The organism is Phyllobacterium sp. GQ127 (genome assembly GCF_059758635.1).
On record NZ_JCAXDZ010000001.1, the window covers coordinates 572,699 to 587,310 of the forward strand.

The window sequence follows — 14,612 nt, forward strand, 5'->3', positions numbered from 1 at the left end:
GGCCTATTTTTTGTCTGACCACCAGGTGGTGAATTGGTAGCCATTAAGCGATGTCTTGTCTGGATGTTTGATATGAGTCCATCTTGCCACCCACTGTGATGGCTGAAAATAGATCGGTACAAAATAATTTCCGGACATGAGCACTCGATCCAGCGCGCGTACTGTATCGACAAACTCATTCTGCTTACGCGCCGAAAGCATTTTGCCGATCAAAGCATCAACTGCAGCATCGGCTACGCCAGCATAATTGAAACTGCCATTAATATCGCGGAACTGGCTGCTCCAACGTCGGAATTGCTCAAAGCCAGGCGATAATGAACCGGAATAAGCGCCCAATATCATGTCATAATCGAATGTTTCGAGCCGCTTTTGGTATTGCGCATCGTCAACAGTGCGAATGGTGACTCCAATGCCCAGCCGTTCGAGCGTGCGCTTATAGGCAAGTCCAAGACGCTCTTCCGCCACGGACCTGGTTAATATCTCGAAGCTAAGAACGTTACCTTTGGCATCCTGCATCTTCTCATCTTTGATGGAAAAGCCTTTATCCGTCAGGATATCAAAAGCACGCTTCATCTCCTTGCGGTCGCGTCCGGATCCATCTGTCTTTGCGGGCACATAGGTGCCGTCCATTACGTCAGGTGCCACGGCATCAGGATAAGGCGCTAGCAGTTGCCGCTCTGCTTCATTGGCGGGGACACCCAACGCCGACAAATCCGATCCTTGCCAGAAGCTGGCAAGACGCTTGTAACGATCCGCATAGAGATTTCGGTTGGTCCATTCAAAATCAAACATCAATCCCAAGGCAGCGCGCACATCACGATCAGCAAATTTGGCCCGTCTCGTATTGAAAACAAAACCGAACATATTGGACGGTGCTTTAGTTTCGAACGTCTCCTGGACGACACGGCCTTCTTTAAACGCAGGGAAATTATACGAAGAGGCCCATTTATTGGGATCACCCTCCATGAAAATGTCGAAGACACCTTTCTTGAAGGCTTCGAATTGCGATTGCTCGTTTCGAAAATACTCAACAGTAATTGTATCGAAATTATTAAATCCACGTCTGCTGGGTATATCGGCGGCCCAATAGTCGGTATTGCGCTTGTAAATAATTCGCTGGCCTGGCTGAACCTTGGAAATGATATAGGGGCCACTGCCTACCGGAATACGCAAAGGAGACTGGTCGAATTTCTCTGGATCTATGGCGTGTTTCGGTAAAACCGGCATTAAACCAAGCACCAGCGGAAATTCTCGGTCAGCCTGATCGTTGAACGTGAACCTGATGCCGCGCTCCCCGATCTTCTCGATCTTGTCGATGCGATCCATGCGCTGTTTATATTGCGGCAGGCCTTTTTCGGCGAGAAGCTCGAACGTGAAAATTACGTCATCTGTGGTGACAGGTTTTCCATCGGACCATCTGGCTTTTGGATTGAGCGTAAACTCAACCCATGTCCGCTCGTCATTGGTTTCAACTTTTTCCGCCAGCAAACCGTAAAGCGTAAAAGGCTCATCGGCACTCCGCTGCATCAGCGTTTCGTAAACCAGGTTTCCAAACTGCGGATCGTTGAAGACACCGCGTGCCGTCGTTCGCAAGCTTTTGACCAGAAAGGAATTCAGGCTGTCGAATGTACCAACCACACCATAGGTTATAGATCCTCCCTTGGGAGCATCAGGATTGGCGTAAGGAAAATGCGTATAGTCAGCGGGCAGGGCGGGTTCGCCCCGCATTGCAAGGCCATAACTCGGCTCGGCTATTGCTGTGGCTACCGTCGCCAAAAAGGCTAAAGCCAACGCCAAAACCTTGAAACTCTGCCTGATCATTCTTTGGACCCTGTGCCCGTTCATTCTGCGCTCTTTCGAGCGGTTTATTATGATTCGTGTCAAAGACTATCATTTGACGACAATTATAGGGCGTCACGCCGCTTAACCCGGGATTGAATCGATAAGTACAGCAAAAGGTGGCTGGATTTGCGTTGTCTTGCAGTGTAACACGGCGTTCGATAACAAGGGGTCACTCTGTTGCCTTATTTGGCACCCAAAAGCCAGACGAGCAACTTTACGTGACCAAGTCACACTTCGGATAAGTGCGCTGAAAGGAACCAGTTGACCATGTCCAGCCCTAAGATTTTCGCTGCAACCACATCTATCGCGGGTGCTATTGCATTGCTCGCCGCAGCTGCAGTACCAGCATCAGCCCAGCAGCAGAGAGCGCCGCAGGGCTGGTTCAAGGTTTGCTCCAAGCAGGAAGACAATGACATCTGCAATACGCAGAATATCGTAACTGCCGACAGCGGCCAGCTTTTGACAGCCGTCAATCTCATTGAGATCAAGGGCAAAGTTAACCGCAAAATCTTCCAGATCTCAGTTCCAACCGGGCGCTTGATCGGTCCTGGCGTCGGACTTCAGGTTAATGGTGCCAAGGCGGTCAAGGTTGATTACGCCATCTGCTTCCCGGATCGCTGCATTTCCGAAGTTGCCCTGTCCGACGAATTACTTGCTTCCTTCAAGAAGGGCAGCCAGCTTACGCTAACTTCGGTCAATTTCCAGAACAAGCCAAATCCGATCAATGTTGCGCTGACGGGTTTCACACAGGCTTATGATGGCCCCGGCCTTCAGCAAAATGAACTCGAACAACGCCAAAAGACACTTCAGGATGAAGTGCAGAAGCGTCAAAAAGAGTTTGAGGAAAAAATGAAGGCGGAGCAGGAAAAAGCAAAAGCACCGCAATAATTTAGTCTTGCAATAAAAAGGGGATGCAGATGCATCCCCTTTTTTTATTGGCCTAAAAGGGTTTTCAGTTGATATGCGGCCTCTTCACGCGGTAGGAGCCGTCTTCGGATTTATCGAACATTGCCGCTATTTGGGCATGCCTGAGCGGTATTCCTGTCGTATCAGCCACCAGATTTTGTTCTGAAACATACGCCACGTATTCGCTCTCTGCATTTTCAGCAAAAAGATGATAGAAGGGCTGATCGCGCCGAGGACGGATATCCTCAGGAATTGAGCGATACCACTCTTCCGTATTGTTGAATTCCGGATCAACATCGAAAATCAGGCCGCGAAACGCAAAGATTCGATGGCTGACCACCTGGCCGATCTGAAATTTTGCATGTCGTATCTGTGTCATTGTGTTCATTCGTTATAACTATCGGTTTCTGTTAAAACACGCGAGCATAAATCATGGGTTCTTGCCCGCCACAACGATAAAAGCCCATCATGCTCAGCGTCTTCAATCTTGTACTGCCGTTCTTTGGACTGATTTTTCTCGGCTTTTTCGTGGCGCGAATCAATCGCCAGCCGCTTGAAGCGCTGGGATGGATGAACACCTTCATCGTATATGTGGCGCTTCCTGCCATGTTTTTCCAGATATTGTCGCGCACGCCAGTATCTGAATTGACGCAATGGGGTTTCATTATTGGTTGCACTGCATCCACTTTCTGCATTTTCGCGATCATGTTCCTAATCGGAATGGTACGAACTCGCAGGATTGATGAAAGCACAATTCAGGGGCTGGCTGCCGCATATGGCAATATTGGATATATGGGGCCACCACTGGCGATATTGGCGTTTGGCGCTCCCGCCGCTGTGCCGGTAGCGCTAATCTTTTGCTTCGACAATATATTTCATTTTGTCATGTCACCTCTGATGATGGCTATCTCCGGAAATGACAAGCGTTCAAAATCTGAGTTGATGCTCGGTGTCTTGAAGAAGATTTTCTTCCATCCCTTTATTATTGCTACAATTTTGGGCATTGGAGCTGCCGTTGCCGGGCTAACGCCTCCATTGGCAATGACCAGAATGATCGACTTGCTGGCAGCAGCCGCCGCGCCATGCGCCTTATTTGCAATGGGTGCCACTCTCGCATTGCGGCCGCTCAAAAGAGTACCAAAGGAGCTATATCTTATTGTGCCGCTAAAGCTCCTGGTCCAACCGCTCATGATTTACGCCATGCTGAATCTGACCGGAGATTTTCCACCAGTCTGGATTCATACGGCAATGCTCATGGCTGCACTACCTACAGCCACGAATGTATTTGTCATAGCGCAACAATATGGAGTTTGGGTCGAGCGCGCATCAAGCAGCATTCTTGCCACCACGCTTTTTTCGATCCTGACTTTGACGCTTTGGCTCTATGCCATGACGAACGGACTTATCCCATAAAATATTCAGATTCTTCCGGCGATAACTTGCAGTCGGCAGTTTGGAATGCTTATAATTGCAAATGATTTGCAGTTGCGGATAAATATCATGGATCAGCAGAAAGAGTTGGACGTCCAGCCGGAAGGTTGGCTGCGCAAGAGAGGTGAGGCCTCGTTGTCGGATGTTCACCGCTCCATCGCTGTCCAGACCCGCGGCCCCGGTTGGCGTAGGGTCGCTGTCTTTGTAGGGCCGGGATATCTCGTCGCGGTTGGATATATGGACCCCGGTAATTGGGCGACTTCGCTCGCTGGCGGTTCAAAATTCGGCTACACGCTGCTGGTCGTCGCGCTTATTTCGAATATCATGGCTATTGTTCTGCAAGCGCTATGTGCCCGACTGGCTATAGGCTCTGGAAGGGATCTCGCCCAGGCTTGCCGTGATGCGTTTCCCCGGCCGGTCGCCTATATCCTTTGGTTTCTGGCGGAAATAGCCATTATCGCGACGGATATTGCTGAAGTAATCGGGACAGCAATTGGCCTCAATCTGATATTCGGAATACCGCTGGAAATTGGCGTTCTGATCACTGCGCTTGATGTTTTTCTCATTCTTTATCTGCAAAAACTCGGATTTCGTTGGGTTGAAGCGCTGGTTATCACTTTACTCGGCGTCATCGCCGTCTGCTTCGGTATACAGATTTTCCTTGCCGATCCCGTATGGGGCGAAGTTATCAAAGGCTTCGCGCCGACAACTGAAATTGTCCGCAACCCGGAAATGCTCTATCTGGCCTTAGGGATTCTTGGCGCAACCGTCATGCCGCATAATCTCTATTTGCATTCAGGTATCGTACAAACGCGCGACTATGGGCACTCAATTCCTGAAAAGCGGCAGGCATTGAAATATGCCACGATAGATTCGACCGTCGCCCTGATGTTTGCTCTGCTGATCAACGCATCGATCCTTATTCTCGCGGCAGCTACCTTTCATAAAACCGGTCAAACCGAGGTTGCCGAACTTGGCGATGCTCATTCGCTACTTGCGCCCTTGCTGGGTTGGTCACTTGCACCAACGCTGTTTGGCATTGCATTGCTCTGCTGCGGTATCAATTCGACCGTGACAGCGACATTGGCTGGCCAGATTGTGATGGAAGGCTTTCTTCACATCAAGTTGTCGCCCTGGTTACGCCGACTGATCACACGTGGCATTGCCATCGTTCCCGCAGCTATCGTTACCATTTGGTTTGGCGATGAGGGGACGGCCAGACTATTGATCCTGACGCAGGTGGTGCTTAGTCTTCAGCTATCATTTGCCGTGTTTCCATTGGTGATATTCACGGCAAGCAAGTCAAAGATGGGCGAATTGGTTTCGCCGCGCTGGCTTTCGACCTTTGCCATGTTTATCGCGATCGTTATCGCTTTACTGAATGTGAAGCTGCTAAGCGATTTTGTTATCGGCTGATCACTGCTGGTCCGCGCCGCGGCCGGAAAGGCGAAAGCCACTTCCGGGCCGCAAACCCTCGCGCATGACAAAGCTGCGCAATGGCGAAAAAGCCCGCAAGAGTTCCAAGCCTCCGCTGCGAACCATCTGAACGGGTAAAAAATCTGAGAGCAGGGAACGGTTCAAGGCATCGACTGCCCCTGTTCGCGCAAGAATGTCGGGACTACGCTTGCGGTTATAAGCCGAAATTACGTTTGCACCGCCAAGGTCACTACCGTCTTCAGGCAATATTTCGGTCAGCGCTTCGACATCACGAATGCCGAGATTGAGACCTTGTGCGCCGATGGGCGGAAATACATGGGCTGCTTCCCCAGCCAGAAATATCCGGTTACGCGCAAACGAAGTTGGTACGAGACCCGACAGCGGCCAACTCTGCGGCGCAACTTCAATGGTCACGGCCCCGAGCATGGATTGCATCCGATCCTCTACGCGTCTTGCAAGCTCGTCATGGCTGATGGCAAGCAGTTCCGCTGCCATTTCCGGCGTTGTAACCCAGACAAGGCTGGAGCGCTGCCCTTGCAACGGAACAATGGTAAAGGGGCCATATTCGGTATGAAATTCGGTTGAAATATCATGGTGATCGCGGGTATGGGCGAAACTCAGCACGACAGCGGTCTGATTGTAGCTCCATGTACGCGCGTCGATCCCCGCGGCATCCCGGGCCAGCGAAGAGCGCCCATCAGCAGCAATGACAATATTCGCCGTTAATGTTGAACCATCGCGGGTTTCCACGCGAATTGTATCGCCAACATGGCTATATTTCACGACCGACACTGGCTTATGGTCTACCGTCGATCTCTTCAACGCATCACTAAGCACTGCGGTAAGTGTGCTGTTCGGTACGTTGTAGCCGAAAGCAGTCTCACCTATTTCGCTGGCCTCAAACGTGACCGAAGGGCTTCTGACAAGCCGCCTCGTACCGTCGAGGATTCGCATGGTCGTCATGGGCGCAGCATGCGGCTCAATATCCTGCCAAAGATCAACGCTTTGAAGAAAACGGATGGCCGGCATCATCAAAGCGGTGGTCCGCTTATCGCTTTGACCGGGTGTTTCGCCAAGATTGACAACGTTATGGCCAGAGCGCGCCAAGGAAAGCGCAGCAATCAATCCAACATGACCTGCGCCGGCGACAATAATCGGATCGGTTCTGATATCGGTCATGGTTTTCTCCATTTCATAGCTTTCAACAGCTTATATAAGCTTCTTTGCTTGCACTTTGGGCCGTTTTCAAGAAAAGCTTCTCACAAATTGCTCATCTCCTCATAAGATATGATGGTGAGCAGAAAATTATCATGCAGCAGATTGGCGCGGACTGTGAAAAAACCGACTTTACCCAAAGGCATGAAGCCAAAGAAGGTCACCGCACCGCAGGCAAAGGCATTTTCCGTCCATCTTCTTACAGCTTCCGGCTCTTTCCTGGCTTTTTTATCCGTAGTCGCCGCCAGCGAAGAAAGCTGGACTGCAATGTTCTGGTGGCTGGGGCTGGCCCTTTTTGTCGACGGGATTGATGGGCCGATTGCCCGTAAGCTGGACGTGAAATATGTCCTTCCCAACTGGTCTGGCGAATTGCTGGACAATATTATTGATTATATGACCTATGTGCTCATACCCGCCTTCGCGCTCTATCAGCGTGGTTTCATGGGCGAGGGGCTGTCATTTCTTGCCGCTGCGATTATCGTCGTTTCAAGTGCAATTTACTATGCCGATACGGGCATGAAAACCAAAGAGAACTTCTTCAAGGGGTTTCCTGTTGTTTGGAATATGGTGGTTTTCACCTTGTTCATCGTTCGGCCCGGCGAATGGGTCGCATTCGCCATCGTACTGGCTGCCGCAATCGTTTCCTTCCTGCCGATTTATTTTCTTCATCCAGTGCGCGTTCAGCGGCTACGCCCGCTTAATCTGGCGATATTTTTCATCTGGTGCGCACTTGGTGCTCTATCCCTGTATCAGCAGCTGGATTCGCCACTATGGGTGCGCGTCGGCATTTCGGCGACCGGTATTTATCTCTTCTGCATCGGCGCGGTGATGCAGCTATTTCCCAATCTGGGACGGACGGAGAAGGCATAATGGTTAAAGCTATTCGAGTTCATCACACAGGCGGTCCTGAGGTTCTGACCTATGAAGATATATCGATTGCCGCTCCCGGGCCCGGCGAAGTTCATATCCGCAATGAAGCGATAGGCTTGAATTTCCTCGATGTTTATTTTCGCACTGGACTCTATCCCGCGCCTAAGGGCTTGCCCTTTGTCCCGGGCAATGAGGGTGCCGGTGTCGTTTTGTCTGTTGCAGCTGACGTGCAAGATTTTAAACCTGGTGACCGCGTGGCCTATGCCGATCCAATGGGCTCCTATGCCGAAGAACGGCTGATCCCGGCGGTACGGCTCGTCAAACTGCCCGACGCTATAGCGTTTGAGCAGGCCGCTTCCATGATGCTTAAGGGAATGACCGCGCAATATCTTTTGCGGCAGACTTTTCCGGTAAAACAAGGCCACACTATTCTGTTTCACGCTGCCGCGGGAGGCGTGGGATTAATCGCAGGGCAGTGGGCAAAACACCTCGGAGCGACAGTGATCGGGACTGCCGGCTCTGATGAAAAGGTCAAGCTGGCGCTGGAACATGGTTACGACCATGTCATCAATTACCGAAGCGAAAACTTTATTGAGCGGGTTCGAGAATTAACCGGCGGCAAGGGTGTCGATGTCGTTTATGATTCTGTCGGCAAGGATACATTTGAAGGCTCGCTGGATTGCCTGAGGCCCCTGGGCATGCTGGTTTGTTTTGGGCAATCTTCAGGACCGGTTCCGCCATTCGACCTTGGCGTGCTGGCACGGAAAGGTTCTCTCTTCCTGTCTCGCCCAACACTGGTAACTTATGTAGCTGCGCGCGAAGCGCTCGTGAAAGCATCAAGCGAACTGTTTGACCTTGTTGCGAAAGGCATTATTCGCATAGAAGTGGGGCAGAGCTTTCCGTTAAAAGACGCTGCTGAAGCACATCAGCAACTCGAATCGCGCAAAACAACAGGCACGACGGTGCTTATTCCTTAATCCTTTTTTGTTGATGCACGAATAATGTGCGCAAATAGCCGCAACTTACAGTTTGCACTTCCCAAGCGGAATATGCCTGACGTAGGATCAATCCCGGTCTTGGCCGCGGGGAACGATGACAACAACAACAACAAAAGACGGCTCTAAAAATCCGCTACTGGAAGCAAACAAGCTCACCAAAATTTTTGGAACGTTGAAAGCGTGTGACGGGATCGATTTATCAATCGGCGCCGGTGAGATTCATGCGTTGCTTGGGGAAAATGGTGCGGGCAAATCCACGCTCGTTAAAATGCTGTTCGGTGCATTGCAGCCAACATCCGGCGAAATCTTCTGGAAGGGGCAGCCGGTCACGGTCGCAAGCCCTGCTGTGGGAAGATCGTTCGGTATCGGCATGGTTTTCCAGCATTTTTCGCTTTTCGACGCGCTGACTACAGCGGAAAATATTGCCCTGTCGCTCGACGAGAAAGCGCCGCTCGATAGCATTGCCGAGCGCGCCAGACAGATTGGTCAAACCTATGGATTGCCGGTTGATCCGGAAGCGCTGGTGGGTGATCTTTCCGTTGGGGAGCGTCAACGGATCGAGATTATTCGCTGCCTCCTGCAAAACCCCGACCTGATCATTCTTGATGAGCCTACTTCAGTGCTCACGCCACAGGAGGCTGATCTGCTATTCCTCACGCTGGAGCGGCTGCGTTCTGAAGGAAAGTCGATCCTTTACATCAGCCACAGGCTCGAAGAGGTGCGGCGGCTCTGCGACCGGGCAACGGTATTGCGGCACGGTAAAGTAGTCGGTCATTGCGACCCGCGTGGCGAAACAGCCTCTTCACTGGCGCGCATGATGGTTGGAAGCGACATTCATATCATTGAACGACCGGCAGTAGAAAAATCGGATAACAAGCCGCTGCCGCTATTGCAGATAAACAGCCTCTCACAAAGACCACGCGGACCTTTTTCCATCGCGTTGCACGACATCAACCTTGTAGTGAATGCGGGCGAAGTTCTTGGTATTGCTGGCGTTGCCGGCAATGGGCAGGGTGAATTATTCGACGCAATTTCCGGCGAGATACGACAGGAACAATCTGGCAAAGTGACAATTCGCGGGATTGATGCCAGTCAGATCGGTATTTCCGCGCGTCGCAAGCTTGGCGCAGCATTCGTACCGGAAGAGCGCCTCGGGCATGGAGCCGTGCCGGACATGGCATTGACGCAAAATCTGCTGTTGTCGCGCCATTCTACCGATAAGAAAGTATTCGTTTCCGGCGGTTTGTTCAAACTTATTGCCCAATCAAGCCTTGCAATGGCAGCCAAACGTATAGTGGCTCGCATGGATGTACGCAAAAGCGCCGATAATCCTGATGCTTCGGCACTTTCAGGCGGAAATTTGCAGAAATTCCTCATCGGTAGGGAGCTTGACCGCAATCCGTCAGTGCTGGTCGTCAATCAGCCAACATGGGGTGTCGATGCGGGTGCTGCTGCGCTCATTCGGCAGGCCTTGGTCAATCTTGCCCGTAACGGCGCCGCTGTCGTGGTCATAAGCCAGGATCTTGATGAATTGTTTGAAATTTCCGACATGATGGCAGCCATGGTCCATGGAAGATTGTCCCAGCCCATACCAATCGAAGCCATGACAATGGAGCGCGCAGGGCTGATGATGGGCGGCGCGGATATATCGGCTACTTCACATGCAGGAGCGGCTTGATGCGGATAGAACTTGTCAGGCGCCCGCAGCATTCGGCTTTGTTCAGCGCATTATCTCCTTTCATCGCGCTATTCCTGACTCTGATAGCAGGCGCGATCCTGTTTTCCATTCTTGGCAAAAACCCGTTTGCTGCTCTTTATTCCTATTTCATTGAGCCATTGACCGAAGTCTGGTCCATTCACGAGCTACTGATAAAAGCAGCGCCGCTGATCCTCATTGCGGTTGGCCTATCGGTTTGTTTTCTTTCGAATAATTGGAACATTGGTGCGGAAGGGCAGTTTATCGCCGGTGGCATTGCTGGTTCGTTTCTTCCAATTGTTTTTCCTGACTTTCAAGGCTGGTACGTCTTGCCACTGATGCTTCTGCTGGGCATGGCCGGTGGCGCGGCCTATGCAACAATTCCGGCTTTCCTGAAAGTGCGGTTCAACACCAACGAAATCCTGACAAGTCTGATGCTGGTTTATGTAGCGCAGCTGTTTTTGGATTGGCTGGTGCGCGGTCCATGGCGCAATCCGCAAGGATATAATTTTCCCGAAACAATACAGTTCAACGCAAGTGCGGTTCTTCCGGAAATCTGGACAGAATCGGGCAGGGCCCATTGGGGGTTTATACTGGCGTTGATTGCTGCCCTTGCCGTGTGGTTCACGCTCTCGCGCACGCTAAGCGGCTTTGAAATAAAGGTATTCGGGCGTAGCGCTCGGGCAGGGCGTTTTGCTGGATTCAGCGCAGGGCGACTGACCTTTTTTGCATTCCTGATCTCAGGTGCCCTGGCGGGACTTGCAGGAATAGCTGAAGTGTCCGGCGCCGTCGGGCAACTTCGCACCAGCATTTCGCCGGGCTACGGCTTTACGGCGATCATCGTGGCATTTCTCGGCCGGCTCAACCCGCTGGGGATAGTTGCTGCAGGTTTAGTGCTCGCGCTAACTTATCTTGGTGGCGAAGCAGCCCAGATTTCATTGGGTATTTCGGAAAAATCAGCCCGAATCTTCCAAGGGATAATGCTGTTTTTTATCCTCGCCAGTGACACCTTGATTTATTATCGCATCCGGATTGTGTCCCGTTTGGGCGATGCAGCGGCGAAAGGCGCGTGAAATGACGATGTTCGAGGCCATTCTTCTGACGATTGCAACGGCTGCCACACCGCTGCTGATCGCTGCCTTGGGCGAGCTTGTCGTTGAACGTTCCGGCGTTCTCAATCTCGGCGTTGAGGGCATGATGATCATGGGGGCGGTTTCTGGCTTTGCTGCCGCGCAAATGACCGGCTCTGCTTGGCTTGGCCTTCTGGCTGCCGTGCTTGCCGGCGCTGCCTTTTCACTGCTTTTCGGTTTTCTGACATTGACCCTGGCGACCAATCAAGTTGCTACCGGTCTGGCACTCACCTTGCTTGGCCTCGGAGCTTCCGCAATGATCGGTGAAAGCTTTGTGGGATTGCCCGGAATACGCATGCAGTCTCTTTATATTCAAGGGCTTACAGACTTACCCTATATCGGAAAGTTCTTCTTTGGACAGGACCCTATCTTCTACATTTCCATTCTTCTGACCATCGGCGTCGCGTGGTTCCTGTTCAAAACTCGCGCCGGATTGACGCTTCGCTCTGTCGGCGACAACCACACTTCAGCCCATGCTTTGGGGGTTCCGGTAATCCGGATTCGCTACCTCGCCGTGCTGTTTGGGGGCGCCTGCGCCGGTCTTGCCGGTGCACAGCTATCGCTGGTTTACGTGCCGCAATGGGTTGAAAATATGAGTTCCGGGCGCGGTTGGATTGCATTGGCGCTGGTGGTTTTTGCTTCGTGGCGGCCCTGGCGCATCATGGCAGGTGCTTATCTGTTTGGAGCAGTTACCATTGGGCAGTTGCATGCTCAGGCTCTAGGTATCGGTGTCCCGTCGCAGCTCATGTCAGCATTGCCCTATCTTGCAACGATCATCGTTCTTGTCTTGATTTCTCGAAACAAGCGTCTGACGCTGATGAATACGCCAACATCGCTTGGCAAAGCTTTTGTACCTGCTCGCTAGTGGAGTGAATTAACATTCACATCCCTCGCGCGGGAACAGGACCAAACAACGCATTGCTTTAACAGAGAGGTGAACTTTAATGAAAAAACTGATTATGGGGCTGACAATAGCTGCGACCCTTGGGGTTACCAGCTTTGCTGTGACAGGCGCTGCCTTCGCAGCGGAAAAGCTGAAGGTTGGCTTTATCTATATCGGACCGCCCGGTGATTTTGGCTGGACATACCAGCACGATCAAGGCCGCAAGGAGATGGAGAAGGCGCTCGGCGATCAGGTTGAGACGACATTTCTCGAAAGCGTTCCAGAGGGCGCAGATGCAGAGCGTTCAATTGAACGCCTTGCCCGTGCTGGTAACAAGCTGATTTTCACAACATCTTTCGGTTATATGGATCCGACTATCAAAGTCGCGCAGAAGTTCCCGGACGTGAAGTTTGAACATGCTACGGGATATAAAACTGCTGAAAATGTTTCGGTCTATAATTCGCGTTTTTACGAAGGCCGCTACGTACAGGGCGTCATAGCTGCGAAAATGTCGAAGGCAGGCATTGCCGGTTATATTGGCTCATTCCCGATCCCGGAAGTCGTGCAGGGCATTAACGCATTCATGCTTGGCGCGCAGTCGGTCAATCCAGATTTCAAGGTCAAAGTAATCTGGGCGAACTCCTGGTTTGATCCTGGCAAGGAAGCCGACGCAGCTAAGGCGCTCGTCGATCAGGGCGTTGATATCATCACCCAGCACACGGATTCGACAGCACCAATGCAGGTGGCATCTGAGCGCAAAATCAAAGCCTTCGGTCAGGCCTCCGATATGATCAAATTCGGTCCTGAAACTCAATTGACATCAATCGTCGATAATTGGGGCCCATACTACATTGAACGTGCCAAGGCTGTTATTGACGGCAGTTGGAAGTCGCACAATGTTTTCGAAGGTATGAAGGAAGGGCTGGTCGTCATGGCGCCCTACACAAATATGCCAGAGGATGTGAAGAAGCTCGCCGAAGAAACACAGGCGAAGATCACTTCCGGCGAACTGAAGCCGTTTACCGGCCCGCTGAAAAAGCAGGATGGTTCCGAATGGCTGAAGGCCGGTGAGACCGCCGACGACAAGACCATTTTGAGCATGAATTTCTACGTCGCAGGCGTGGACGACAAGCTGCCCAATTGAGCTTGAACCAACCATAATAAAAAGGGCGCTTTTGGCGCCCTTTTTTGTTTTTACAACTCCGGGTGAAAAGCCCTTAGGCATTTTTCCCGGAACTCGTAAAAACGATATCAGCCGGCTTCGTCAGCCGAAGCGGCATTGAGCATGCCATAGCGCTCGATACCAATCGAGTTCAGCAAATCAAGCTGGGTCTCCAGGAAGTCGACATGACCTTCCTCGTCTTTAAGAAGTTCGTCAAAGAGTTCTTTGCTGACGTAGTCGCCCAATTCAGAACAAATCTCACGGGACTTCTTGTAGGATGCCACAGCATCCATCTCGCCTTGTAGATCCGCCTCCAGAACTTCTTTGATGTTCTGGCCGATACGCAATGCGCCAATGGATTGCAGGTTTGGGTGGCCTTCAAGAAAAATAATGCGTTCGATAATACGATCCGCATGCTGCATCTCTTCAATGGATTCAGCGCGTTCTTTCTTGGCCAGCTTTTTGAAGCCCCAGTCGTCGAGCAGACGGTAATGCAACCAATACTGATTGACGGCTCCCAGTTCGAGGAAAAGTGCCTCGTTAAGCCGCTCGATGACCCTTGGATCGCCCTTCATGTCGTGAACTCCCGTATTCGTGCCGTAATGACCGCACACGGTCTATGAACAACACAGCATTGGAGTCGTTCGGACCATGGCGGAGGTGATAATCTTCCGTCACCTTTATGATGGTTTCAACGACGTTTGGGAAGCAACCGCAGCAGCGACCGCGCTTCTTCAGGGCATGGTAAATTTTTGCAGGGACAAGAAGCTGCCAAGGATCAGCATCGAGAAACTCAATGATAGTATTCTCGATCTCTTTCTGGGTAATGATATTGCAATGGCAAACTAGCATCGTGGTTCAATGCCGTTTTGCAAAGTAGACAAACTATTGGAAATGCTGAATCTTTTCTCAACAATACGAAAAATAAGCCGAGAATTGATCTCAAGCCAGTTTTTTGTACCTGTAAAGACGTTCCCGCAAGCGGGTAATACTTCCGAACCAGACAATGGTTCCTCCAATCGCAAGGGTTCAAGGCCCAAAC

Annotated in this window: 14 protein-coding genes; 9 read left to right on the plus strand and 5 right to left on the minus strand. The window is 51.4% G+C overall.

The window, feature by feature from the left end; translation table 11 throughout:
* Positions 1 to 3: 3 nt before the first annotated feature.
* Positions 4 to 1,821 carry an extracellular solute-binding protein gene (locus AC6CHM_RS02990; RefSeq protein WP_498171934.1) on the minus strand — a complete coding sequence of 606 codons (1,818 nt, stop codon included), beginning with the start codon at positions 1,819 to 1,821 and terminating at the stop codon, positions 4 to 6.
* Positions 1,822 to 2,109: 288 nt separating this feature from the next.
* On the opposite strand from AC6CHM_RS02990, the gene AC6CHM_RS02995 reads away from it, so the two are divergent.
* Positions 2,110 to 2,730, plus strand: coding sequence for an invasion associated locus B family protein (locus AC6CHM_RS02995; protein WP_115053113.1), 621 nt, complete (start codon positions 2,110 to 2,112; stop codon positions 2,728 to 2,730).
* A 64-nt stretch (positions 2,731 to 2,794) separates the two neighbouring features.
* Here AC6CHM_RS02995 and hspQ read toward each other — a convergent pair whose 3' ends face one another.
* On the minus strand, positions 2,795 to 3,127 hold the full coding sequence (gene hspQ, locus AC6CHM_RS03000; RefSeq protein WP_162802495.1) for a heat shock protein HspQ: 333 nt from the start codon (positions 3,125 to 3,127) through the stop codon (positions 2,795 to 2,797).
* Between the two features lie 89 nt (positions 3,128 to 3,216).
* Between hspQ and AC6CHM_RS03005 the strand changes: the two genes are divergently transcribed.
* Both AC6CHM_RS03005 and AC6CHM_RS03010 read left to right on the plus strand, forming a co-directional pair.
* Positions 3,217 to 4,161, plus strand: a complete 945-nt coding sequence (locus AC6CHM_RS03005; protein ID WP_498171935.1) for an AEC family transporter — start codon at positions 3,217 to 3,219, stop codon at positions 4,159 to 4,161.
* 87 nt (positions 4,162 to 4,248) lie between these two features.
* Complete coding sequence (locus tag AC6CHM_RS03010; protein WP_498171937.1) at positions 4,249 to 5,595, plus strand: Nramp family divalent metal transporter; 1,347 nt, start codon at positions 4,249 to 4,251, stop codon at positions 5,593 to 5,595.
* On the opposite strand, the gene AC6CHM_RS03015 is transcribed toward AC6CHM_RS03010, so the two are convergent.
* Positions 5,596 to 6,795 carry a UbiH/UbiF family hydroxylase gene (locus AC6CHM_RS03015; RefSeq protein WP_115053110.1) on the minus strand — a complete coding sequence of 400 codons (1,200 nt, stop codon included), beginning with the start codon at positions 6,793 to 6,795 and terminating at the stop codon, positions 5,596 to 5,598.
* Between the two features lie 180 nt (positions 6,796 to 6,975).
* Between AC6CHM_RS03015 and pcsA the strand changes: the two genes are divergently transcribed.
* The 6 genes from pcsA (at position 6,976) to AC6CHM_RS03045 (ending at position 13,552) form a co-directional block, all read left to right on the plus strand.
* The gene (gene pcsA / locus AC6CHM_RS03020) at positions 6,976 to 7,701 is read left to right on the plus strand and encodes a phosphatidylcholine synthase (RefSeq protein ID WP_115053109.1); all 726 of its coding nucleotides are present in this window, start codon (positions 6,976 to 6,978) and stop codon (positions 7,699 to 7,701) included.
* Positions 7,701 to 8,678, plus strand: coding sequence for a quinone oxidoreductase family protein (locus AC6CHM_RS03025; protein ID WP_498171938.1), 978 nt, complete (start codon positions 7,701 to 7,703; stop codon positions 8,676 to 8,678). Before pcsA ends, AC6CHM_RS03025 begins: the two co-directional genes overlap by 1 nt.
* 115 nt (positions 8,679 to 8,793) lie before the next feature.
* On the plus strand, positions 8,794 to 10,377 hold the full coding sequence (locus AC6CHM_RS03030) for an ABC transporter ATP-binding protein (protein WP_498171939.1): 1,584 nt from the start codon (positions 8,794 to 8,796) through the stop codon (positions 10,375 to 10,377).
* Positions 10,377 to 11,468 carry an ABC transporter permease gene (locus tag AC6CHM_RS03035; RefSeq protein ID WP_336440118.1) on the plus strand — a complete coding sequence of 364 codons (1,092 nt, stop codon included), beginning with the start codon at positions 10,377 to 10,379 and terminating at the stop codon, positions 11,466 to 11,468. The genes AC6CHM_RS03030 and AC6CHM_RS03035 overlap by 1 nt, the downstream gene beginning before the upstream one ends.
* A gap of 1 nt (position 11,469) precedes the next feature.
* Positions 11,470 to 12,390: an ABC transporter permease gene (locus AC6CHM_RS03040; protein WP_498171941.1), complete on the plus strand. Its 921-nt coding sequence runs from the start codon at positions 11,470 to 11,472 to the stop codon at positions 12,388 to 12,390.
* Positions 12,391 to 12,469: 79 nt separating this feature from the next.
* Positions 12,470 to 13,552: a BMP family ABC transporter substrate-binding protein gene (locus AC6CHM_RS03045; RefSeq protein WP_115053104.1), complete on the plus strand. Its 1,083-nt coding sequence runs from the start codon at positions 12,470 to 12,472 to the stop codon at positions 13,550 to 13,552.
* 107 nt (positions 13,553 to 13,659) lie between these two features.
* Here AC6CHM_RS03045 and bfr read toward each other — a convergent pair whose 3' ends face one another.
* Together bfr and AC6CHM_RS03055 are read right to left on the minus strand one after the other, a co-directional pair.
* A complete protein-coding gene (gene bfr, locus AC6CHM_RS03050; RefSeq protein ID WP_115053103.1) occupies positions 13,660 to 14,145 on the minus strand; it encodes a bacterioferritin in 486 nt (161 codons plus the stop codon).
* Positions 14,111 to 14,422 carry a (2Fe-2S)-binding protein gene (locus AC6CHM_RS03055; RefSeq protein ID WP_307284937.1) on the minus strand — a complete coding sequence of 104 codons (312 nt, stop codon included), beginning with the start codon at positions 14,420 to 14,422 and terminating at the stop codon, positions 14,111 to 14,113. Before AC6CHM_RS03055 ends, bfr begins: the two co-directional genes overlap by 35 nt.
* Between the last annotated feature and the right edge of the window lie 190 nt (positions 14,423 to 14,612).

Excerpts from the sequence above, each read along its gene's own strand:
- AC6CHM_RS02990 (WP_498171934.1), bottom strand. The coding sequence starts at position 1,821 with ATGATCAGGCAGAGTTTCAAGGTTTTGGCGTTGGCTTTAGCCTTTTTG.
- AC6CHM_RS02995 (WP_115053113.1), top strand. The coding sequence starts at position 2,110 with ATGTCCAGCCCTAAGATTTTCGCTGCAACCACATCTATCGCGGGTGCT.
- hspQ (WP_162802495.1), bottom strand. The coding sequence starts at position 3,127 with ATGACACAGATACGACATGCAAAATTTCAGATCGGCCAGGTGGTCAGC.
- AC6CHM_RS03005 (WP_498171935.1), top strand. The coding sequence starts at position 3,217 with ATGCTCAGCGTCTTCAATCTTGTACTGCCGTTCTTTGGACTGATTTTT.
- AC6CHM_RS03010 (WP_498171937.1), top strand. The coding sequence starts at position 4,249 with ATGGATCAGCAGAAAGAGTTGGACGTCCAGCCGGAAGGTTGGCTGCGC.
- AC6CHM_RS03015 (WP_115053110.1), bottom strand. The coding sequence starts at position 6,795 with ATGACCGATATCAGAACCGATCCGATTATTGTCGCCGGCGCAGGTCAT.
- pcsA (WP_115053109.1), top strand. The coding sequence starts at position 6,976 with ATGAAGCCAAAGAAGGTCACCGCACCGCAGGCAAAGGCATTTTCCGTC.
- AC6CHM_RS03025 (WP_498171938.1), top strand. The coding sequence starts at position 7,701 with ATGGTTAAAGCTATTCGAGTTCATCACACAGGCGGTCCTGAGGTTCTG.
- AC6CHM_RS03030 (WP_498171939.1), top strand. The coding sequence starts at position 8,794 with ATGACAACAACAACAACAAAAGACGGCTCTAAAAATCCGCTACTGGAA.
- AC6CHM_RS03035 (WP_336440118.1), top strand. The coding sequence starts at position 10,377 with ATGCGGATAGAACTTGTCAGGCGCCCGCAGCATTCGGCTTTGTTCAGC.
- AC6CHM_RS03040 (WP_498171941.1), top strand. The coding sequence starts at position 11,470 with ATGACGATGTTCGAGGCCATTCTTCTGACGATTGCAACGGCTGCCACA.
- AC6CHM_RS03045 (WP_115053104.1), top strand. The coding sequence starts at position 12,470 with ATGAAAAAACTGATTATGGGGCTGACAATAGCTGCGACCCTTGGGGTT.
- bfr (WP_115053103.1), bottom strand. The coding sequence starts at position 14,145 with ATGAAGGGCGATCCAAGGGTCATCGAGCGGCTTAACGAGGCACTTTTC.
- AC6CHM_RS03055 (WP_307284937.1), bottom strand. The coding sequence starts at position 14,422 with ATGCTAGTTTGCCATTGCAATATCATTACCCAGAAAGAGATCGAGAAT.